The organism is Peribacillus sp. FSL H8-0477, assembly GCF_038002765.1.
Taxonomy (GTDB): Bacteria; Bacillota; Bacilli; order Bacillales; family DSM-1321; genus Peribacillus.
In genome coordinates this window covers 641,527-661,491 of the sequence record NZ_JBBODE010000001.1, presented here as the reverse complement: position 1 = coordinate 661,491, position 19,965 = coordinate 641,527, and the positions used below count along the sequence as shown (strand labels likewise).

Sequence of the window (19,965 nt, the reverse complement as noted above, 5' to 3'; positions counted from 1 at the left end):
CAGGGGTTGTTAAAAATAGTCGCTAAAGTCTGAACAAGAGTGAAAAATCAAGGCTAGCTAAAAGCAAGGTACACGTTTTCATAAGACAAACGGGCATTGAACCTGCGCTGCTGGAGTGATTGGAGTACTCAGCAGCTGGTATGTGCGGAACAGCAAGATTAATGTGCGCTTCGAAGGGATTAGTGTGCGGAATCGGGCAAATTGTGTGCGCTTGAGGGCCATTCTTGTGCGGAAGGCTTTTTAAGAGAGGAAGATAGTCTTTATTAGCCAAACAAAGAAGGCTGTCAAATGTGACAGCCTTCTCTTTGTTATAGATATTTATTAAACCAATCTCTGATTTGTTCTGTATGTTGCAGGCGCAGTCGTGGAGAGCCGCTGCGTGAAACTTCGTGAGTCTCATCTGGGAAGGATACGAGAACGGCCTCTTTTTTCTGTCTCTTAAGAGCAGTGAAAAATTGTTCGGATTGTTCAATTGGGCAACGGAAGTCTAATTCTCCGTGTAACAGCAAGAGTGGAGTCTGCACATTCGCCGCATATTTAAGAGGTGAATGATGCCATAATTTTTCCGGAGATTCGAAGATGTCCCCTTCCATTTCCCACTCTGTAAAGAAATAGCCAATGTCACTTACTCCATAAAAACTTAACCAGTTACTAATACAGCGCTGTGTAACAGCTGCCTTGAAGCGGTTGGTATGGCCGACAATCCAATTAGTCATAAATCCGCCGTAACTTCCTCCGGTAACTGCCAATTGTTGTTCGTCAAGAAAATCATAACTGTTTACTGCATAATCAACAGCTGCCATTAAATCTTGGTAGTCCATGCCGCCATAATCGCCTACACAACCTTGAACAAACTCCTGTCCGTAGCCGTGGCTTCCCCGTGGGTTGGTAAACAATATGGTATAGCCTTGAGCTGTGAGTGTTTGGAATTCATGGAAATAGGTATTCGCGTACATCGCATGAGGGCCGCCATGTATTTCTAATACCAATGGATACCGTTTTTCTGGATCATAGTTCACGGGTTTCATTATCCATCCATGAATCTCACGTCCATCACTTGATGGAAAACTGATTGCTTCAGCTTCTGAAAGACTACGGGTTTTAAGAAGTTCATCATTGATAAACGTTAACTGAGCGAGTTCGCCAGTTGAAAGATTATATGTATACAAATCGCCTGGCTGTACAGGTGTACTGATAGCCAGAACCGCTTCATGAGTTTCTGGATTGATTGTCAATCCATACACATGCTGTTGTCCATTTAGGGAAGGATACATCGCTCCATCCACTGACCCATAATAAACGCTGACATTCCCGTGATCACTGATTAGGAAGTAAAAGCCTTGGCTGTCATTTGTCCAAAGTAAACCAGGATCAACGGTTCCAATATGGAAGTCTGCGGCACTTACATCGCCAACTTGAACATCCCATTCAGAAGTTAGACAAACGAATGATTGGTCAATAGTATTGTATAACCAGATTTTACTAAGTGTTGCACCTTGATACTCACGTTCGTGACCAATAATAGAGATCCAAGTACCATCAGGTGACCATTTGGGATCATTGAAGAAGCCGGTCCCAGGCGTGATTTTCTCTGTTTTATCCGAATCGATTTCAAGAATAAATACGTCATCATTCAATTGATAATCCCGGTCCGCGGAATCATTTCCTGTGTAAGCAATCTGCTTTCCATCTGGAGACCAAGAACTTGGATTATAATGTTGATCACCATTGGTTAACTGCTTAGTATCACCCGTCTTAGCATCGATTATCACAAGCTGACTAAAGGTATCTTCCAGATAGCCTTTCCCATCTGCTTTATATTTAATGCGATCATAAATTTTAGCGGTCTTTTTCTCCTTTTTAGGTTTCTCAATCTTTTCATGGAGTGTTTTTCCTGATTTAATGGCTGTTGAAAAAAGAATCGATTTCGAATCAGGAGACCATATAGGTGTGGAAGCCCCATTTTCAAGATCCGTCAGTTTGTTAGCTTCACCGCCGGCAAGTTGTAAAACATATAATTGGTTTTTTCCAGTACGGTTTGATAGAAAGGCAAGACTCTCACCATTGGGAGACCAACGTGGTGAAGAATGTCGATGACTGCCAAACGTCCATTGGGTTGTTTGGTTTGTAGGAAAATGATGAACAAACAAATTAGATAGGTACTCTTCATCTTCCTTGTCAATGCTTGTTTCTACAAAGGCAACATACGATCCGTCGGGAGACAGCTGGGGATCGGTAACTGATTTTAAATCAAATAAATCTTCTGCGAGAATACCAGATAAGGTCATTAGAATTCATCCTCTCTATTTCTTACGCTATATATTTCGACAACAGAAATAAATATCCTGTCTTTTTATGAAAAAAAAGCAAAGATACTCTCATCATTGCATATCTTTTATACGATTGATAGAAGAGAATTTCGTAGGAACAATTTGATTGATATGGTATTAATTCATTTTTTTGATTAGTTGGCTGATAAGTCTTATGGCGTGTATCAGCTGAATAATTATCATACTATTTAAGTAAGTTGCTTCATCCCAAATAGATTTCTCCACTTTAGCAAGACATGACTTTCAATGGGGGAGGATGGGTTATACTATACACAATCAGTATTGGAGGAATGGTTATGGGAAGGAGGCGGTACAAGCAGCACTTGAAATCGCATTTAAAGAATTGGCTTTCCACCGAATTGAGGCGCATATAAACCTTGATAACACGCCTTCTTATCATTTAGCTGAGAATGTTGGAATGGAGTTTGAATGCGTAAGAAAAGGGTTTATCTTTGAATATGGCGAATGGACCGATCATCTCGTTTATTACATAAATTCAAATGATTATTCACGAAAGATGGGATAGGTTTGCTAGAAATAATATCTTTATACATAGCATCTTTTGAAGAAGAAAGACGGATAAGAATATATCTACCTAAAAATTATACGAACAAAAAACAGAGTTACCCAGTCTTGTATATGCATGATGGGCAAAACGTATTTCAGGATCATGACGCAATAGGTGGAACGTCTTTAAACCTTGAACATTATCTAGATAAAAACGAATTGAATGTTATCGTTGTAGGGATAGACCAAAATAGTGAAGAGAGAATCAATGAATATTGTCCGTGGATAACTGGGGAATATAGCAAAAAAATAACAGGTCATAATAGTTATGAAGGTGGAAAGGGAAAACTATATGTAGATTTTATCGTGAATCATCTAAAGCCATACATAGATAATAAATATCGTACACTAAAAGAACATACTGCATTGGCAGGAATATCTTTAGGTGGACTTATTTCGATTTACGCTATGTGTCGTTACCCTCAAGTATTCAGAAATATTGCTGTTTTTTCTTCAGCTTTTTACCGGAACCAAGAAGAACTAGAAACGTTAATCCGAGATTCTGATTTGTCATTCATTGAAAGAGTCTACGTAGATTGTGGAACGAAAGAAGCTGGTGATGAAGAAATCATTAATAAGGAATTTTTAGCTTCGAATAACGCTATTTATGATCTCTTAAAAGAAAAAACATCAAATGTGAAATTAAAAACGATTATAGATGCGGAACATAATTATTTATCTTTTCGAGAAAGAGTACCTGAATTACTAGCATTTTTACATAAAAAGTACTCATGAGGAGGAACTACATTGGATTATATTTTAGATCATATTGGAATTGCGGTAAGAAGTATTGATGACGCGCTTCCATTTTACCTTACTGTCTTAAATGGAGTAGTGGAGGACAGATATACAAGTGATGCACCTGGGGTGGAGGTTCATGTTGCGGTTGTCAGAACGAATGATAAAGTAATTGAATTACTGTCACCTACGAATAAGAATTCGCCAATGGCTCGGTTTATTAAGCAGCGTGGAAAAGGGGTGCACCATATTGCTTATCGAGTGGACGATTTGGATGAAGCGATACTAGAGGCAAGAAAAAAGGGAGTGCGTTTTCTTGAGGATACACTTCGTACAAACGCACGTGGTCGGAAACTAATTTATGTTAACCCTGCATCAACTGACGGTACATTGATTGAACTTTGCAGCTATCCATCACAAAAGTAAAGAGGCTGGGACAAAACCCTGCTCTAAAATGAAAAAAAGCCGGTGAAAATTTTACGATACGTAAAATTTTCACCGGCTTTGTCTTTTTACTCATAACATAAGGACACTTTCTGCTAAAATTAAGTCACCACAACAAAAATTCAAACAGAAAGAAGTGTCCTTATGTTTAAAGAGTATAACATGAATCAATTAGTTTTGCCTTTAGATTTAGAAGTGAAATTACACAAAAATGATCTTGCCTTCCACGTCCATCACTTAGTTGAAAGTATTCCTCATGAAGCGTTGGAACCTTTCCTGCGAAATGAGGGCTGTCCTGCCTATCATCCACGCATGATGTTGAAAATTATCTTATGTGCCTATACGCAATCTGTTTTTTCAGGGCGGAAAATGGAAGCTCTTTTACAGGACAGCCTCCGAATGATGTGGTTAGCACAAGGATATGAACCAAGTTATCGCACCATTAACCGTTTTCGTGTTCATCCAGAAGTAAAGGAATTAATCCGGCAATGTTTCGTTCAATTCCGTTGCCAGCTTGTTCAAGAGAAACTCATTGATCAAGAAGCAATCTTTATTGATGGAACAAAGATTGAAGCGAATGCGAACAAATTTACATTCGTGTGGAAAAAGTCTATTGAAAACTATCATAAAAGCTTAATCGAAAAATCTAATCAGTTATATGATGAGCTCATTGAAAAAGAAATCATTCCCGAAATCGAACGAGAAAACGTAGAGCAATTGTCCTCAGACGAGTTGGCTCAAGTGGTTCAAAAAGTAGAGGATGTCATTTCTGAATATGACAAAGAAATAGAAGCATCTTCAGATGCGGCAGAACGAAAAACGTTAAGAAGCGAACGAAAATTTCCAAAACAAGTACGGAAACAAGTCCTAAATTTACTTATAAGAAAACAGAACTATCAGCGAGACTTTGAAATCTTTGGCACCAGGAATAGTTATTCAAAAACAGACCCCGATGCGACCTTTATGCGAATGAAAGATGATTATATGAAGAACGGTCAATTGAAAGCTGGTTATAATCTTCAAGTCGCAACAGAAGGCCAATACACCCTGGCCTATAGCCTATTTTCGAATCCGACCGATACTCGCACCCTCATTCCGTTCTTAGATCAAATTGAGCAAAATTATTTCGAGTTGCCGAAGCACATCGTCGCAGATGCCGGATATGGAAGCGAACAGAATTATGATGATATTCTTTCGAATCGTAAAAGGGAAGCATTAATTACCTATGGGATGTACCAGAAAGAGCAGAAGAAAAAATACAAACAAAACGAATTTAATCCAGACAACTGGCAGTATGATAAAGAAAACGATACATACACGTGTCCGAATCAGCAGCGTTTGGTCTTCAAAAATCATTCCGTGCGTACGGACAAATCAGGATTCACACGCGAGTTCAAACTATATGAGTGTGAAAACTGCACAGGCTGTCCATTCCGTTCCTCTTGCACCAAAGCAAAGGAAGGTACGAACCGAAAATTAATGGTGAATGAAAAATGGGAACAGCAAAAAGAATATGTAAGAGCGAAGCTTTCAGAAGAAAAAACAAGTTCCATCTACCGTCAACGGAAAATAGATGTGGAACCAGTTTTTGGATTTTTGAAGGCTAATTTGCGTTTCAACCGATTTTCTGTCCGCGGACAGAAAAAGGTTGAAAATGAAATGGGATTTGCATTAATGGCCGTGAATATAAGGAAATTCGCGGTCAGTAGGTAAGGTTTCATAGAGGAAAACCGAAAAAAGTGAAATGGAGTTAATCCATTTCACTTTTTTTGATAATTGAAGCTAGTTATGTCCCAGCCTCTTGTTTTTACTTATTAAGAGGGCATTCCCATTATCGTTTTTGGTTCAAGGAATTCTTCAATCCCATAATCTCCCCATTCACGACCAATACCAGATTGTTTAAAGCCGCCAAATGGGGCGGACATATCTACTTTACTGTTATTAATCGTGATTTGTCCGGCTTTAACCTGTAATGCGACTTTCTTCAGTTCTTCTTTATCATTTCCGATTATATATGCTGCTAGGCCGAAAATGGTATCGTTGGCAATGTCAATTGCTTCGTCAATATCATTATACGTAATGACTGACATGACCGGTCCAAAAATTTCTTCCTGAGCAATCGTCATATCGTTCTTTACATCTGTGAAAACAGTTATTTGAGAATAGAATCCTTTATCAATTCCATCAGGTCTGCCCGGACCGCCGATTGCAAGGGTGGCTCCTTCTTCCTGACCTTTTTTGATATAAGATTGAACGGTTTCCCACTGATCTTTAGAAACTTGTGGACCCATAAATGTATGTTTGTCCTGAGGATCGCCAACCGGAAATTCTGATACTAATTCCTTCATTGCTTCAATGAAATCATCATGCATTTCTTTTGGTACGATCACCCGCGTTCCTGCGGAACATACCTGTCCTGTATTTGTAGCAATCTGACTTAAAGCGGTTTTTGCTGCTACATTTACATCTGCATCTTTTAAAATGACTAAAGGTGATTTTCCTCCAAGTTCTAATGAGACATTTTTAATCCCATCAGCTGCATTCTTCATTAAGCTGCTCCCAACCGGACCTGAACCCGTAAAGGAGATTAAAGCGATATCAGGATGTTTGCTGATTGCTTCCCCAACGGTTGACCCTGAACCATTTACAAGGTTAAAGACACCTTTAGGAACACCAACCTTATCAAAAATTTCTGCTAGAATTATAGATGCAAACGGTGTTTGAGAGGCAGGTTTCACCACTAAGGTGCTTCCGGCTGCCAATGCACTAGCCAGCTTTGTGGAAATCTGATTGGTTGGGAAATTCCACGGTGTAATCAGCCCTGCAACTCCAATCGGTTCCTTCTGGATATAAGAGTTCCCTCTTTCCTCCGAAAATTCGAACGTCTTCAATTGCTCTGCGGCCTGCTTAAAGTGTGAAAGCCCCATTTGATAATGAATTTCCTCCGATTTTGTAATGGGAGCACCTAACTCTTCGGTCATTACTTTGATTAAATCATCTTTACGATTTTCATATTCTTTTGCAATATCCTCTAAAAGTTTAATTCGATCTTCAACAGTCATTTGAGAAAAGGAATGAAACGCCTCTTTTGCTGCCTGGACAGCCCGATTCACATCTTCTTCTGTTCCTGCGCTAATCTTACCCATTACTTCTTCTGTTGCTGGGTTCACTACTTCAATCGTGTCTGATCCAGTAGAGCTTACCCATTCACCGTTGATGTATTGTTTTGTATGATTAAGCATAATCAAACTCCTTTATAATATTGACTTATATAAAATGTTCCCTTTTTGATTATTGGTAAACATATGAATGTTTTTTTAAAAGGATGGGGCCAGCAAAAGGGAATGATTGACAAGGAAGAGGGTAATTGTTAATATTTGATAAAATTAATAAGCTTTTATATGTAAAATACTATGAATGCATATACCTTTAAATGGATGTGAAATGAAAGTGAATCCTATAGTAAATGAAATTCCTACATCGCTCGAAACAGAAAGATTAATTCTTCGGATCCCTTTCTTGTCGGGTGACGGAAGGGTAGTGAACGAGGCAATTAGGGAATCCATTACTGAATTAAGCAAATGGCTGCCCTTTGCGCAGGAAATCCCTCCTGTCGAAGAAACAGAGACCAATCTGAGAAATGCGCACATAAAGTTTTTAGCACGAGAAAGTCTCCGTTTTCTCATTTTCCATAAAGAGACAGAAGAATTCATAGGAACATCGAGTATTCATAATATTGATTGGGAGATAAAGACGGGGGACATAGGTTACTGGATTAATAAGAAATTTAGCGGCAATGGGTATATGATAGAAGCAATCAAGCGGTTAACAGATCTTGGAATGAACCAATTGACATTGAATCGATTAGAAATTAGATGCGAGGCAGCAAACATAAAAAGCCAAGCGATTCCGGAGAAACTGGGATTCCAGTTAGAGGCAGTTTTGAAGAGTGAGGATTTATCAGCAGATGGAAAGAACCTTACGGATACATACGTGTATGGAATGATCGTGGAAGATTATGAGGGTCAGAGTAACTGATAAAAAAGGCAGTCGAGGAAGTTATCGACAGCCTTTTTCGTTTTTATTCTGGCTTCTCGTGCTTTTGGTGTCTGTGTTGTGGAAATTCAAAACCGTTTTGTTCCATTCTTTCGTAATGTTTTTCAAAGTGGTTATTTACTTGGTCTGCTTTTTCCTTTGATAGAGCGCCAAACTCAACATATTTCTGTATGAGTTGTTTTTGCTTAGCAAGAAGTTCTTTATGGATAGCCCCAATCTCAGCTTGTTGTGCCTGTGTTAATGTGACTGTTTTTTCTTGTTCCGGTGCCGCTTTAGTTTCATTTGCTAATGCCGAAACATTGAAACCTGCGGTTAATAAAAAGGTAAAAGCCAGTAAACTAAATACGAGTTTTTTCATATACATGCTCCCTTCTATTGATCTTAATTAGGATGTGTGTCGCAAGATAAATTATCCAGAAAGTTTTTGGTAAATTAGGGAAGTATGGCAATTAGCACATTAAAAAAAATTATTGTGTTTTAAAATAGGTTGTCAGGGTATTTTAAGCATAAGTAATTATTTTTTTACATAAATTATGATTGAACAATCCTTAAAAGAGAGGAAGTTGCAGATGTTTTGGACAATAATTGGACTATTAATTCTTTTATGGGTTCTTGGTCTTGTATTTAAAATTGCAGCAGGATTTGTTAATATACTATTGATCATTGCTGTTATCCTTATTGTGTACAAGGTAATTAAAGGACGAACAAGAGGCTAGATTGAAATACCCCCGTCATCAACAAGACGGGGGTATTTTTTATTCGGATGGTCTAGGCATACCCATCAAACGTTTATGAATCCATATGGCAGCTTGTGATCCATCTCCCATTGAAATGGTAACTTGTTCAGAGTGAGCAAGTAAATCACCTCCGGCCCAAACACCGGTTATATTCGTTTCTTTCGTACGCGGATCAGCAAGGACGTGATTCCGTTGATCATGTTTGACGCCAAGCTGTGTGGTTAACTCATTATTTAATTTATTCCCGCTGAACGCGGTGAATCCACGTTCACAAGAAATGATCTTACCTGATTCTAATTGGATTCCTGTTAATTGGCCATCCACATCGAGCAGAATATCAGTTACAGTTTCATTAATGACGGGTATCTTCAGCTTATTCAACTCTGTCATCAACTTTTCATCGATAGGTGCCTTTGTATGATTAATAAAGGTTAAGAGATGTGTCCAATAGGTTAAGGTCAATGCCATATTAGCACCTGAATTACCTCCGCCAATGATTGCTGTATTCTTATTTGTGATTTCAAATCCATCACAATCGGGACAAATATAAATCGATTTACCGAGGCAGGGCATAAGGTTGTTAATCTTAGGTAAGTTATCCGTAATCCCAGTAGCAATGAAAATGGTTTTTGCCGCATATGTGTTGTTCTGAGCTGTTTTCACGATAAAAATATCAGAGTCTTTTTTAACGCTGACCACACGGTCCTTTAAAAAAGTGACATTGCATTGCTCTGCATGCTCACGTCCAAGTTTTCGCAGTTCTGGACCCGTGATGCCTTGTGGCCAGCCCAGCACATTATGAAATCCCCAGGTAATCGTTGACCGGCCTTGTTCGGAATCAATTACTGCAACATCGTGGTTATAACGGCCTAGTTGTATCGCACACTGTAGTCCAGCGATCCCGCCGCCAATAATTAGACAATCTTGTTTCTTCAATTAATCACCTTCTTTTTGTATAGTTATATGATAAGCAATATACCCAGCTGTTGATTGTTTAAACAGACAATCCATACATAAGAAAGTTATGATGAATTAGGACAATTAAAGTGGTTATAGGAACACGATAAATCCGGCAATACCAGAAATCCCGATTGTATGGTTATCATTCACCTCCAGTAGTATAACCATAACAATCTTGTGTTAATTTTTACGTAATCCTAAAAAAAAAAGGACCTATTAAAGGCCCTTTTTCGCTGTTTCATTTTCTTCTTGCTTTACTTCTTCTGTCATTGATTCTGGTGTTACCCATTCCTCAGACCAACGTTGAATTTCCTCAATAACTGGACCCAATGCCATTCCTTTTTCAGTCAATGTATATTCTATTCGTACCGGTGTTTCAGGATATACGTCTCGTTTGACTATATTTTCTCGTTCAAGATCCTTTAACCGTTCGGAAAGAATTCGGCCGCTGATTGGAAATGCTGCTTCTATATGACAAAACCGCTGTGGACCATTTAGCAGTTGATGAATAATTAAACCAGCCCAGCGCTTACTTAGAATTTGCATTCCTTTTTCGAAGCGAGGACATAAAGTAGAAGAACATTTATTCATATAATCACCTCATATCTTATAGTATAAATGTTTAGCTTAAAAGTAACAAACCTCACAGCTGATTCCTTTCATTTTTTGAACATTCAGAGCGGTTAGCACGATTACCTGTTCTGGAATAGATATTTTTTGTGAATATTCCCAATTTTTGTTTATTAATTTCCGCACCGGGTATATACTAGTAACTGACAAGGAGGATGATCATGATGGCGATAGTAAAAAGTGTTGGTCCATATCTTCTAATTGGATTTGGAGTAGCTGGGGTTTCGTTTTTATCAACAAAGTCCAATCGTGAAAAAGTGATCTGTTCTTATAAGGATGTCAAACATAAAGCATTGAAATTCTGGTATCGACACCGTCCTGAAGTATTGTATGAAGATATTGAAAAAGCCGGTCATCCCGATCCATATGATTTCGGTGATAATCAGATGGTTGACGAAGGTGCGATGTTTAGCGTCAATTATTATAATGATAAAGTCCATTCTTAAAATATTAAAATAGAGGAAAAAATCGTTTGGATGGTTGAGTCCATTCGATTTTTTTTGAAATAATGACCAGGTACATAGAAGGAGGATCATGATGAAGTCGGGTGAGAGACTGATTTTTATTGGAGATAGTATAACCGATTGTGGAAGAAATACCGATTCTGAAAAGATAGGGGACGGATATGTACGAATCATACGGGATCACTTACGTTTGAGACAGCCGGAAGGAATTCCTGACATCATAAACAAAGGAATAAGTGGAAATCGAATTACGGATTTAGCTGATCGATGGGAAAAAGATGTTCTTTCGCTTAATCCAGATTACGTGTCGATTTCAATCGGTATTAATGATGTATGGAGACAATTAGATAACCCGGATATGAATCAGGTTTACCCAGGTGAATTTGAACAAATTTATCAAAAGCTATTATCTCTTGTGAAGGTCAACACGAATGCTCGAATTATTATTATGGAACCAACCATTATTGAAGAAAACATGGAATCAGAAGGTAATCGTAAACTGCAGCCTTACGTGGATATTGTACGCAGGCTAGCGGTGATGTTTAACGGTGTGCTTGTACCAGAACATCAGAGTTTTAAAGAAGTATTAAAACAACATCCCGACTATAAGCTGACCACAGATGGTGTTCATATGAATTCAACGGGGAATTTGTTAATGGCGCGAACTTGGTTACGGGCAAATGGGGTAGAAGATTAAGATGAAAGCTCTCAGTCATGATGCTGGGAGCTTTTTACTGGAAAAGAATCGTTATTGTGCATTCGCTTATTTATGATTAAGATAGAGAGTAATCACTGATTTAAAATGAAAGAGAGTTGATACGCATGAATAGTAGTTCCTACGATCCTGAACCCAGTGAGCACGGGGAAGCTCATGCAATCGTGATTATCGAATATACGATAACGGTTTAGTATCGATTCTATAGCAGATCGTATGGCTTTCTCTAAAATAGAGGAGGTTAAAGCATGATTGAAATTTACAAAACATCAGAACCTAGACAGATAGAGCAATTGACTAAGATTGAAAAAGGCTGCTGGATTAACCTGACAGCGCCAACCGAAGATGAAATACAACAAATCGTAAAAACGTTGGATCTGCCTGAGAATTTTATTAAAGACCCTTTAGATGATGAAGAACGGCCTCGGATCGAACGTGAAGAGAAGGAAGTACTCATTATCGTCGATTATCCTTATCTGACTCATGATGAAACAGGTACGCCCGTATACGAGACAATTCCCATTGGACTTATTTTTACAGAAGATTATTTTCTAACCGTTTCCTTGAAGGATAGTCCCATTTTGACTAATTTTAAAAATAATAAAATTAAAAGTTTTTATACGAATAAAAAAACGCGGTTTGCATTGCAAATCCTCTCGGAAATTGCCTCATTCTATTTACGTTATTTAAAGCAAGTGAATAAAATTACAAATGATACTGAACGTAAGCTGCATCAATCAATGAAAAATAAGGAACTTTATACGTTCTTAGGCTTAGAAAAAAGCTTGGTTTACTTCACAACCTCGCTTAAATCAAATAAAGTCGTGTTGGATAAAATTCTTCGCTTTAACTATTTGAAGATGTATGAGGAAGATAAGGATTTACTTGAAGATGTTATTATTGAGACTAACCAGGCAATTGAGATGAGTGAAACATATAGTTCGATTTTAAGCGGAATGATGGATGCATTTGCTTCCATCATCTCGAACAATGTCAACATTGCGATGAAGTTTCTCACCTCCGTCACGATTATTTTAACCCTGCCGACGATGGTAGCAAGCTTCTTCGGAATGAATGTGAATTTACCCTTTTCACATAATCCTCATGCCTTCGCAATAACCTTAACAATTGCTGCAGGACTGGCGTCAGCTACAGCTTTCTTTTTTTGGAAAAAGAAATACTTTTAAGCGGAAAGATTGCTTTCGACCGTTTTTCGGTGGTAAGCAATCTTTTTTTATATTCGAGAAACAAGGCTGCCGAGGGTGCTCAACAGCCTTGTTTTGCTATTTAACTTCTTTTTTGCTTTTTCCTTGATGAAGAAGCTTCAACATTTCCTGTTTCTGTGTTCGTTGTTCCCTGTCCTTTTACTTGAGATGATCCAAGCTCACTTCTAGATGGATCTTTTTTTGTTTTGTTGTTCATGGCTTTCACCTCCATTCATAGGGTCTGCGATGAAAGATAAAACTATACAGCGTTTCGAATGATACATAACTTCCTTTTGATTGGACACATTACCAGGAGGAGGTGTTTATTTTGGCTAAAATCGCCGTTGATCCATCATTGAGTAATATTCAACAGGCACTTCGAGATAAAGGGTATGAAGTGGTCGAATTGAAAAATGAAGTTGATTCGCAAAACTGTGATCTTTGTGTAGTAACAGGACTTGATTCGAATGTGATGGGAATCCAAGACACATCTACTAAGGCTAGTTTTATTGATGCCGATGGAATGACTGCTGACCAAGTGTGTCAAGAGATTGATCACAAGCTTCAATATTGAATGACAAAAAAGGCCTGACAGTTTATTAGCTGTTGAAGTGCACCCCAAAAGTTAGAGTCAAAATCTAACCTTTGGGGTGTTTTAGTATGTCTAAATATAGTGATGAGTTTAAGTTGATGGTTGTGACAGAGTATCTGAATGGTCCCCTAAGCTACGAACGAATCGTGCGTAAATACGAAATCAAATCTCCAACGCAACTTAAAAATTGGGTATGTGTATACAAGAAACATGGTGTAGTTGGACTTTCTAGGAAAAAAAACAATAAAATTTATCCTGTTCAATTCAAGCTCGATGTACTAAGCTTTATGAAAAGGACAGGCGCATCCATAACTGAAACAGCTCTTCAATTCGGGTTAACGAATCCACCGATGATTGCTTCGTGGAATAAAAAACTTCTTGAGGGTGGTGCTGATAGCCTGGACAAACCGAGAGGACGACCAGCCATGTCAGACAAAGCGAAGAACAGTCAAAGAAGAAAACAGCCTGTAAAAGAGATGACCGTTGAACAGAAACTCGAACGAGAAAATGAACTTCTCCGTTTGGAGGTTGCGTACCTAAAAAAGTTGCGCGCTTTTCAGATGGATCCGGACGGTTATCTCGAAAAGCACAAGCAGCGCTATCATACGAACTCAAAGAAGAATTCCGACTGAAGGATGTACTTCCGTTCATAGGTATTCCCGAATCTTCTTATCATTACCATGTGAAAAAAATGAAGCAAGAAAACCCTCATCAAGAAATAGAAGAAATCATTCAAGCTATTTTTGATGAGCATAATGGCAACTATGGGTATCGCAGAATTCGTTTAGCCTTAAAGAACCAGGGGCTCCTAGTGAATCATAAGAAAGTACAACGCATCATGAGAAAGCTTGGGTTGAAGGGGGATAAGTTCATCCGTAAATCACGTCGATTTAGTTCGTACAAAGGAACAATTGGCACGATAGCGAAGAACAGAATCCATCGCCGGTTTAAGACCCCTATTCCCTATCAAAAACTCACCACCGACATCACAGAATTCAAGTGTGCGGATGGAGGTAAACTCTACCTCAGTCCGATTTTGGATATGTATAATGGTGAAATTCTTTCATATGGGATGAGTATGCATCCGACACTGGACTTTGTAATAGAGCCTTTGAAGGAAACTCTTCGAGTAGTAAAAGAGGCAAGATACCGAACGACCATCCATTCAGATCAAGGCTGGCATTATCAGCATAGAAAATGGGTCCATACATTGAAAAAACATAACGTGTTCCAAAGCATGTCCCGAAAGGGAAACTGCTTAGATAACTCGCCTATGGAGAACTTCTTCGGATTATTAAAGCAAGAGATGTATTATGGTGAACCACTTCGCACGTACGAGGAACTGAAACGGGATATTGAGTCCTACATTCATTATTATAATAATCAACGCATCAAACAGAAATTGGCTGGTATGAGCCCGGTACAATACCGTCTTCACACCAACCAATTGGCTGCATAATATAAACTCTAACTTTTAGGGGTCACATCATGTCAGGCCTTTTTGTTATTCAAAAGTCACGCGGGCATCGAGTTCAATGTCAACATTGCCTTTTATCGCACGAGATATCATACAAGATGATTCTGCTTTTTGAGCAAACTTTAAGGTACGTTCCAAGTCCTTTTCAGAGCTTGAGTCTGGCAGAATAATATGAGGTCGGTGGATGATCTTTTTGTATGTAAATACTCCATTTTTCACTTCAACAATTGCTTCGGACTGCATGGAAAGACTTGTTGTAGTCAGTCTGCTTCGCTCCAGCATAGCAGCAAGGGTAATGATGTAACAAGTGGCAGCTGCACCCAGCAGCATTTCGTCAGGGTTTGTCCCTACACCAGGTCCATCCATTTCCTGAGGGATGCTGATCTCCGTTTTTAAGTTCCCGCTTTCAATGGACCCCACGTCATTTCTTCCACCGGGCCAGTCTGCTTTCAAAAAAAAGTGATGTTCTGACATTTAGCTACCTCCAAGTTATTTGTTTTCTATTAGTTTATAGGAGAAATTTGAAAAAGTAAGTATTTATGCTTACTAGCAAAACAAGGTTTTGCACACAAATCGCCTAATTCTGCACAGAACAGAACATTGCAACAAGAAAAGCGTGCAGATGGACTGCACGCTTTGTTTTTATTGATAATAGAAAATATGTTCTTCTAGAGGAGGGTATTCTTTTTCTCCGGGTTCCTGTAGCGGTTTTCCAAAAGGCATTTGCGCTCTGAGTAACCATGTGTCAGGTACATCGAATTCTTTTTTTACTTCATCATCAATTAAAGGGTTATAATGCTGAAGACTTGCGCCAAAGCCTTCTAATTCTAGTCCTGTCCAAATGATAAACTGAAGCATACCGGACGATTGCTCGGACCATATGGGAAAATTCTCTTTATAAAGCTCGAACTTTTTTTGAAGTCCTTGAATGACCGCTTGATCCTCAAAGAAGAGGATGGTTCCATACCCGTTTCTGAACGATGTCAGCTTTTCTTCAGTCGAGGAAAAGGACTCTGGTGGAACAACCTTCTGTAATGTTTCTTTTGTGATCTGCCATAGATTTTCGTGGCTTCTTCCAGTAAGGACAATGACCCTAGCGCTTTGTGAATTAAAAGCAGACGGTGTATATTTTACAGCAAAATCCACAATTTCCTTGATTTTTTCATCCGATACAATTGGTGTGTTATCAATCGCATAATAAGAACGACGTTGACGGATTGCAGAATAGAAATCGTTAGTCATTTGATTACCCCTTTTTATAAATTATCTGTCCAAACTAGTATGTCCATGTCCCGGAATTTTAGAAAGGAATTGACATGTACTCTGAATTAATATATCTTTAATTCAAGATAATAGTGAAAAGAGGGGAAGTACGGTGAAAAAAACGACAGGTATTCATCATATGTCCGCCATTGTTGGAAATCCGCAGGAAAATGTAGATTTTTATGCAGGTGTACTAGGTATGCGTATGGTAAAGAAAACGGTCAACTTTGATGATCCAGGCACTTATCATTTATACTTTGGAGATGAAGTCGGTTCACCAGGTTCCATCATAACCTTTTTCCCTTGGCCGAACGCACACCAGGGCAGAATTGGATCTGGACAAGTGGGGATTACGGTATATGTTGTTCCAGAGGGTTCGCTTTCTTTTTGGGAAAAACGTCTAGAAACGTTCAACATAAATGTTGAAAAAACAACTCGTTTTGGAGAAGAGTATTTAGATTTTCTCGATCCCCATGGTTTACATTTAGAGATAGTTGCTCGGAGGAGCGGAAAGAACAGTCAGTGGACGTTTGGAGGCGTACCAGCTGACAAAGCAGTTAAAGGCTTTGGCGGAGCTGTTTTGTTGTCGTCTACCCCGGATCAGACAATGGAAAGCCTATCAAATGTGTTTGGACTTGTAAGAGTCGGTGAAGAAGGAGATTTCGTTCGTTTTCAATCTTCTGCAGATATTGGAAATATTATAGATGTTAAGAAAACGGTAGTACGGAAGGGATCGTTGGGGGTAGGTACAGTTCACCATATTGCATGGCGCGCAAAGGATGCAGATGACCATAAAGAATGGCGTGAGCATATATCGAACTTTGGTTACAATGTTACTCCATTTACCGACCGTCAGTATTTTGATGCCATTTATTTTAGAGAAGAGGGAGGAATCTTGTATGAGGTCGCAACGGATCCTCCAGGATTTTCTCATGATGAATCACTGGAAACAATGGGCACAAAGTTGATGCTTCCACCTTGGTTAGAAGAAAGACGGGTTCAATTAGAAACTACTTTACTGCCGGCTGTACCAAGAATACTTAAGGAGGACCAATAATTATGAAACATATTTTCCAAGAAGGAAATAAAGAAGCACCCGTCCTTTTACTTTTACATGGAACGGGAGGAACAGAGGAGGATTTGCTTGGATTAGCGGAGATTGTATCGTCACAATCTGCTGTTCTAAGTGTCCGTGGAAACGTACTTGAAAACGGAATGCCGCGCTTTTTCCGCAGGCTTGCTGAGGGGATATTTGATGAAGAAGATCTTCTCTTTCGTACAAAGGAACTAAATGATTTTATCGATACGGCTGCAGAAAAGTACCAATTTGATCGCAAAAATGTGGTTGCACTCGGCTATTCAAATGGAGCAAATATAGCTGCTAGTCTCTTGTTTCATTATCAAGACTCCTTAAAAGGAGCAATTTTACACCATCCGATGGTACCTAGACGGGGTGTCGCGATTCCTGATCTTTCGAATACCCCAGTGTTCATTGGTGCAGGAAACAATGATCCGATCTGTGCACCCAAGGAAACGGAAGAGCTTGCGAATCTTCTTCAGGCAGCTGGTTCAGTTGTTCAAGTGAAGTGGGAACAGCATGGTCATCAGTTAACACGAAATGAAGTCGATGCAGCAGCAGACTGGTTTCAATCCCATTTTTCATGAGCTAACACCCGTTTGAACGAATCGTTTAAGCGGGTTTTTTTGATATAAAAATGGTGATGTCAATGATCGTCTTTCAGAATGAAATCGTTACCCTACCAGGATGTTATTGCAGAAGTAGTTAGCCAAAATATAACCCCAATATGTGGGTGTACTACAAAAGATCTATTAAAAATCCCGTATCAATTTTACTACAATTGATACGGGATTTTTATTTTTATTTACACAGTAGTTTCTTCTATGTCTGCTTTCAATTCTTTAAACCATTTTAAGTTCACTAAATGGTGAGAACGAGAATTTTCGTTCATGCGACGAAAATAATCAACTTTACCAGGTAATTCTTTAGTGTTAGCTAGGTATTCATCGAGAAGAGCAATTCTAGCTTTAGTTTGATCAATTTGTGATTGGATTAATTCTAATAATTTATTTTTATCGAATTCGTCTGCAAAGAGTAATGCGCCATAGAATTGTAAGTTTACATATTCCGATTTAGCCCCATATTTGGCCATTAATTTATCGAATTCTTCCATTCCTAAAGACGTGATTTTAAAAGTGTGAATTTCACGACCATTGTTTGGACGGGTTTGATACGTTTGTTCAATCAAGCCTTTTTCTTCAAGTTGTTGCAAATTGTAATAAAATGATCCTTTAGTGAAATTTACGATATATTTATAATGTCGTTTTTCCATTAAACTTAATAGTTCGTATCCATGAGCGCCAGGGTTTTGAATAAGTAAGCCAAGGATAAGTAAAGGAATCAAGGCTGCATCAACTTTGCCATTTGTGCTTCAAATTCAGCGTATGTGATTTTACCAAGAGCCAAATTCATACTGTGAATATAAATTAGTTCAGTTTTCGAATAGATATTGTTTATTTTTAGTGATTGATCTTCATCCGTAAGAGGCTCTAAGATATGACACTTTTTCGAAAATGCTTCAAAGTAGCGATAACCGAATTTCCGTTGGGAAATGGCGTTAAAATGAATACCATCCGGATTGGCCGTTAAACCTGCTGCTGATATAAAATAACAGTTTTGCTGCTCATGAGCGAATCGACGTAATAGTTCGTTGATTTCTTGGAATTCTGTTGAGTACTTTCCAAAACCAGTTTTTCCAAGAAAATCCCCAAGCTCACCAATGATTAATGGGATATTTTGAAGGTTTAATTCTTTTCGTAACGTCTCAATGATAAGAGATAACTTTTCATAATACGTTTCATGTAGAGAATTATTGCTATCACTTTCACCTTGATGCCAAAGTATGCCACAAATTTCACTAGTTTCAAGAGCAAACCTTGCTTCAGACAAAGCATGTTGAAAAAGAGTACCCTGCGGATGCCAATCGTTCAAGGAACTGCCACCTTCCGCACAAGGAATCAAACCAATTTCTTCATCCGGGTGGGCTTTCGACCATGCCTCTGCAAAAGATGCTGCTAGACTTACACCAGCAACTGGGCGGTCATAATTAATCGGCTCTGTCAACATTTGCCACTGACCGTTGCGAAGCATTTTTATTTTTTCATTATAGATAGGTTCTACCTCATGCAAGAATCCACGACCTGCCATATTTGATTGCCCTAACATTAAAAAAGATTTTATCATTTACTTTTCATTCCTTTACACAATAGTCTAATTAGACTTCGATATTATAGAGTCTAATTAGACTATTGTCAACACGATGTATCTAGTGAATTTTTAATAACGAACTAATATAGAACTGTCATCGTTCTAATAACCTTTATTGATTAAAATAAGCATGAGGAAGAAGGCTATTAAAAATGGGGATTTTTGAATTAAAATACATCAACGTATAGGTGCAATAAATCAATTATCATATTCCACAATCCGGCGCTAAAAGGAATTTCCAACCGATCCCCTTATCAGTACCTATAATAGGGGTTTATTTAAACTAGGTTTGTATAAAATATTCATAGTTTTATTAGAAACCTAGTTTACATAAATGGCCATCCAATAGAGGAAGAGTTTCAAGAAAAATTGAATATATGGTTAAGTGTAGAGACTGGGAGGAGATTCGGTTGTATTTTAGATTTGATTACTTCGCTTTTCGTTGCTCTTATTCTATATCTTTTAATTGAAAAAAAGTTTAAAGGAAAAGAACGATTTTTA

At 38.4% G+C, this 19,965-nt stretch carries 22 protein-coding genes and 2 pseudogenes; 14 read left to right on the top strand and 10 right to left on the bottom strand.

Features of this window, described 5'->3' with window-relative positions:
• Nucleotides 1-308: 308 nt before the first annotated feature.
• On the bottom strand, nucleotides 309-2,288 hold the full coding sequence (locus MHI18_RS03460) for a S9 family peptidase (RefSeq protein WP_340846022.1): 1,980 nt from the start codon (nucleotides 2,286-2,288) through the stop codon (nucleotides 309-311).
• Between the two features lie 253 nt (nucleotides 2,289-2,541).
• Here MHI18_RS03460 and MHI18_RS03455 point away from each other — a divergent pair.
• From MHI18_RS03455 to MHI18_RS03440, 4 genes and pseudogenes are all read left to right on the top strand, one after another.
• Nucleotides 2,542-2,856 (top strand): annotated as a pseudogene (locus tag MHI18_RS03455) (GNAT family N-acetyltransferase); the annotation flags it as partial.
• 2 nt (nucleotides 2,857-2,858) lie between these two features.
• Nucleotides 2,859-3,632: an alpha/beta hydrolase gene (locus tag MHI18_RS03450; RefSeq protein ID WP_340846020.1), complete on the top strand. Its 774-nt coding sequence runs from the start codon at nucleotides 2,859-2,861 to the stop codon at nucleotides 3,630-3,632.
• A gap of 12 nt (nucleotides 3,633-3,644) precedes the next feature.
• A complete protein-coding gene (locus MHI18_RS03445) occupies nucleotides 3,645-4,061 on the top strand; it encodes a VOC family protein (protein WP_340846019.1) in 417 nt (138 codons plus the stop codon).
• 162 nt (nucleotides 4,062-4,223) lie between these two features.
• Nucleotides 4,224-5,792: an IS1182 family transposase gene (locus MHI18_RS03440; protein WP_340846018.1), complete on the top strand. Its 1,569-nt coding sequence runs from the start codon at nucleotides 4,224-4,226 to the stop codon at nucleotides 5,790-5,792.
• A 101-nt stretch (nucleotides 5,793-5,893) separates the two neighbouring features.
• Here the strand turns inward: MHI18_RS03440 and MHI18_RS03435 are convergent, their stop codons facing one another.
• A complete protein-coding gene (locus MHI18_RS03435) occupies nucleotides 5,894-7,321 on the bottom strand; it encodes an aldehyde dehydrogenase family protein (protein ID WP_340846017.1) in 1,428 nt (475 codons plus the stop codon).
• A gap of 208 nt (nucleotides 7,322-7,529) precedes the next feature.
• Here MHI18_RS03435 and MHI18_RS03430 point away from each other — a divergent pair, with 208 nt between their 5' ends.
• Nucleotides 7,530-8,117 carry a GNAT family N-acetyltransferase gene (locus MHI18_RS03430; protein ID WP_340846016.1) on the top strand — a complete coding sequence of 196 codons (588 nt, stop codon included), beginning with the start codon at nucleotides 7,530-7,532 and terminating at the stop codon, nucleotides 8,115-8,117.
• Nucleotides 8,118-8,160: 43 nt separating this feature from the next.
• Here MHI18_RS03430 and MHI18_RS03425 read toward each other — a convergent pair whose 3' ends face one another.
• Nucleotides 8,161-8,493, bottom strand: coding sequence for a YckD family protein (locus MHI18_RS03425; protein ID WP_340846015.1), 333 nt, complete (start codon nucleotides 8,491-8,493; stop codon nucleotides 8,161-8,163).
• A 211-nt stretch (nucleotides 8,494-8,704) separates the two neighbouring features.
• Between MHI18_RS03425 and MHI18_RS03420 the strand changes: the two genes are divergently transcribed.
• Nucleotides 8,705-8,851, top strand: coding sequence for a lmo0937 family membrane protein (locus tag MHI18_RS03420; protein ID WP_152526467.1), 147 nt, complete (start codon nucleotides 8,705-8,707; stop codon nucleotides 8,849-8,851).
• A gap of 39 nt (nucleotides 8,852-8,890) precedes the next feature.
• On the opposite strand, the gene MHI18_RS03415 is transcribed toward MHI18_RS03420, so the two are convergent.
• Nucleotides 8,891-9,808, bottom strand: a complete 918-nt coding sequence (locus MHI18_RS03415) for an NAD(P)/FAD-dependent oxidoreductase (protein WP_340846013.1) — start codon at nucleotides 9,806-9,808, stop codon at nucleotides 8,891-8,893.
• Between the two features lie 240 nt (nucleotides 9,809-10,048).
• A complete protein-coding gene (locus tag MHI18_RS03410) occupies nucleotides 10,049-10,423 on the bottom strand; it encodes a winged helix-turn-helix transcriptional regulator (protein WP_340846012.1) in 375 nt (124 codons plus the stop codon).
• A 203-nt stretch (nucleotides 10,424-10,626) separates the two neighbouring features.
• On the opposite strand from MHI18_RS03410, the gene MHI18_RS03405 reads away from it, so the two are divergent.
• The 3 genes from MHI18_RS03405 (at nucleotide 10,627) to MHI18_RS03395 (ending at nucleotide 12,828) form a co-directional block, all read left to right on the top strand.
• Nucleotides 10,627-10,908 (top strand): hypothetical protein, encoded by a 282-nt coding sequence (locus MHI18_RS03405; protein WP_040374812.1) that lies wholly within the window; start codon nucleotides 10,627-10,629, stop codon nucleotides 10,906-10,908.
• Nucleotides 10,909-10,999: 91 nt separating this feature from the next.
• Nucleotides 11,000-11,623, top strand: coding sequence for an SGNH/GDSL hydrolase family protein (locus MHI18_RS03400; RefSeq protein WP_340846011.1), 624 nt, complete (start codon nucleotides 11,000-11,002; stop codon nucleotides 11,621-11,623).
• Nucleotides 11,624-11,889: 266 nt separating this feature from the next.
• Nucleotides 11,890-12,828 carry a magnesium transporter CorA family protein gene (locus tag MHI18_RS03395; RefSeq protein WP_340846010.1) on the top strand — a complete coding sequence of 313 codons (939 nt, stop codon included), beginning with the start codon at nucleotides 11,890-11,892 and terminating at the stop codon, nucleotides 12,826-12,828.
• Nucleotides 12,829-12,928: 100 nt separating this feature from the next.
• Here MHI18_RS03395 and MHI18_RS03390 read toward each other — a convergent pair whose 3' ends face one another.
• On the bottom strand, nucleotides 12,929-13,063 hold the full coding sequence (locus MHI18_RS03390; protein ID WP_340846009.1) for a YuzL family protein: 135 nt from the start codon (nucleotides 13,061-13,063) through the stop codon (nucleotides 12,929-12,931).
• Nucleotides 13,064-13,174: 111 nt separating this feature from the next.
• Between MHI18_RS03390 and MHI18_RS03385 the strand changes: the two genes are divergently transcribed.
• The 3 genes and pseudogenes from MHI18_RS03385 to MHI18_RS03375 form a co-directional block, all read left to right on the top strand.
• Complete coding sequence (locus MHI18_RS03385) at nucleotides 13,175-13,420, top strand: YkuS family protein (RefSeq protein ID WP_445669945.1); 246 nt, start codon at nucleotides 13,175-13,177, stop codon at nucleotides 13,418-13,420.
• An 86-nt stretch (nucleotides 13,421-13,506) separates the two neighbouring features.
• Nucleotides 13,507-14,070, top strand: a complete 564-nt coding sequence (locus tag MHI18_RS03380) for a helix-turn-helix domain-containing protein (RefSeq protein WP_340846007.1) — start codon at nucleotides 13,507-13,509, stop codon at nucleotides 14,068-14,070.
• Nucleotides 14,064-14,897: pseudogene (locus MHI18_RS03375) on the top strand (IS3 family transposase); the annotation flags it as partial. The gene MHI18_RS03380 and the pseudogene MHI18_RS03375, both read left to right, overlap by 7 nt.
• A gap of 45 nt (nucleotides 14,898-14,942) precedes the next feature.
• On the opposite strand, the gene MHI18_RS03370 reads toward MHI18_RS03375, so the two are convergent.
• Both MHI18_RS03370 and MHI18_RS03365 read right to left on the bottom strand, forming a co-directional pair.
• Nucleotides 14,943-15,389 carry an OsmC family protein gene (locus MHI18_RS03370; protein ID WP_340846006.1) on the bottom strand — a complete coding sequence of 149 codons (447 nt, stop codon included), beginning with the start codon at nucleotides 15,387-15,389 and terminating at the stop codon, nucleotides 14,943-14,945.
• A gap of 168 nt (nucleotides 15,390-15,557) precedes the next feature.
• Complete coding sequence (locus tag MHI18_RS03365) at nucleotides 15,558-16,157, bottom strand: nitroreductase family protein (RefSeq protein WP_340846005.1); 600 nt, start codon at nucleotides 16,155-16,157, stop codon at nucleotides 15,558-15,560.
• A gap of 160 nt (nucleotides 16,158-16,317) precedes the next feature.
• Between MHI18_RS03365 and MHI18_RS03360 the strand changes: the two genes are divergently transcribed.
• Nucleotides 16,318-17,235: a ring-cleaving dioxygenase gene (locus MHI18_RS03360; protein WP_340847556.1), complete on the top strand. Its 918-nt coding sequence runs from the start codon at nucleotides 16,318-16,320 to the stop codon at nucleotides 17,233-17,235.
• 2 nt (nucleotides 17,236-17,237) lie between these two features.
• Nucleotides 17,238-17,843 (top strand): alpha/beta hydrolase, encoded by a 606-nt coding sequence (locus tag MHI18_RS03355; RefSeq protein ID WP_340846004.1) that lies wholly within the window; start codon nucleotides 17,238-17,240, stop codon nucleotides 17,841-17,843.
• A gap of 218 nt (nucleotides 17,844-18,061) precedes the next feature.
• On the opposite strand, the gene MHI18_RS03350 is transcribed toward MHI18_RS03355, so the two are convergent.
• A complete protein-coding gene (locus MHI18_RS03350; protein WP_340846003.1) occupies nucleotides 18,062-18,601 on the bottom strand; it encodes a PadR family transcriptional regulator in 540 nt (179 codons plus the stop codon).
• Nucleotides 18,598-19,440: a sialate O-acetylesterase gene (locus MHI18_RS03345; RefSeq protein WP_340846002.1), complete on the bottom strand. Its 843-nt coding sequence runs from the start codon at nucleotides 19,438-19,440 to the stop codon at nucleotides 18,598-18,600. The genes MHI18_RS03350 and MHI18_RS03345 overlap by 4 nt, the downstream gene beginning before the upstream one ends.
• Nucleotides 19,441-19,965: the final 525 nt, after the last annotated feature.

What these genes read in the sequence shown, in the direction of transcription:
- MHI18_RS03390 (WP_340846009.1), bottom strand. Translation starts at nt 13,063, where the DNA reads ATGAACAACAAAACAAAAAAAGATCCATCTAGAAGTGAGCTTGGATCA.
- MHI18_RS03435 (WP_340846017.1), bottom strand. Translation starts at nt 7,321, where the DNA reads ATGCTTAATCATACAAAACAATACATCAACGGTGAATGGGTAAGCTCT.
- MHI18_RS03405 (WP_040374812.1), top strand. Translation starts at nt 10,627, where the DNA reads ATGGCGATAGTAAAAAGTGTTGGTCCATATCTTCTAATTGGATTTGGA.
- MHI18_RS03345 (WP_340846002.1), bottom strand. Translation starts at nt 19,440, where the DNA reads ATGATAAAATCTTTTTTAATGTTAGGGCAATCAAATATGGCAGGTCGT.
- MHI18_RS03440 (WP_340846018.1), top strand. Translation starts at nt 4,224, where the DNA reads ATGTTTAAAGAGTATAACATGAATCAATTAGTTTTGCCTTTAGATTTA.
- MHI18_RS03360 (WP_340847556.1), top strand. Translation starts at nt 16,318, where the DNA reads ATGTCCGCCATTGTTGGAAATCCGCAGGAAAATGTAGATTTTTATGCA.
- MHI18_RS03365 (WP_340846005.1), bottom strand. Translation starts at nt 16,157, where the DNA reads ATGACTAACGATTTCTATTCTGCAATCCGTCAACGTCGTTCTTATTAT.
- MHI18_RS03460 (WP_340846022.1), bottom strand. Translation starts at nt 2,288, where the DNA reads ATGACCTTATCTGGTATTCTCGCAGAAGATTTATTTGATTTAAAATCA.
- MHI18_RS03425 (WP_340846015.1), bottom strand. Translation starts at nt 8,493, where the DNA reads ATGAAAAAACTCGTATTTAGTTTACTGGCTTTTACCTTTTTATTAACC.
- MHI18_RS03370 (WP_340846006.1), bottom strand. Translation starts at nt 15,389, where the DNA reads ATGTCAGAACATCACTTTTTTTTGAAAGCAGACTGGCCCGGTGGAAGA.
- MHI18_RS03420 (WP_152526467.1), top strand. Translation starts at nt 8,705, where the DNA reads ATGTTTTGGACAATAATTGGACTATTAATTCTTTTATGGGTTCTTGGT.
- MHI18_RS03355 (WP_340846004.1), top strand. Translation starts at nt 17,238, where the DNA reads ATGAAACATATTTTCCAAGAAGGAAATAAAGAAGCACCCGTCCTTTTA.
- MHI18_RS03400 (WP_340846011.1), top strand. Translation starts at nt 11,000, where the DNA reads ATGAAGTCGGGTGAGAGACTGATTTTTATTGGAGATAGTATAACCGAT.
- MHI18_RS03410 (WP_340846012.1), bottom strand. Translation starts at nt 10,423, where the DNA reads ATGAATAAATGTTCTTCTACTTTATGTCCTCGCTTCGAAAAAGGAATG.
- MHI18_RS03395 (WP_340846010.1), top strand. Translation starts at nt 11,890, where the DNA reads ATGATTGAAATTTACAAAACATCAGAACCTAGACAGATAGAGCAATTG.
- MHI18_RS03380 (WP_340846007.1), top strand. Translation starts at nt 13,507, where the DNA reads ATGTCTAAATATAGTGATGAGTTTAAGTTGATGGTTGTGACAGAGTAT.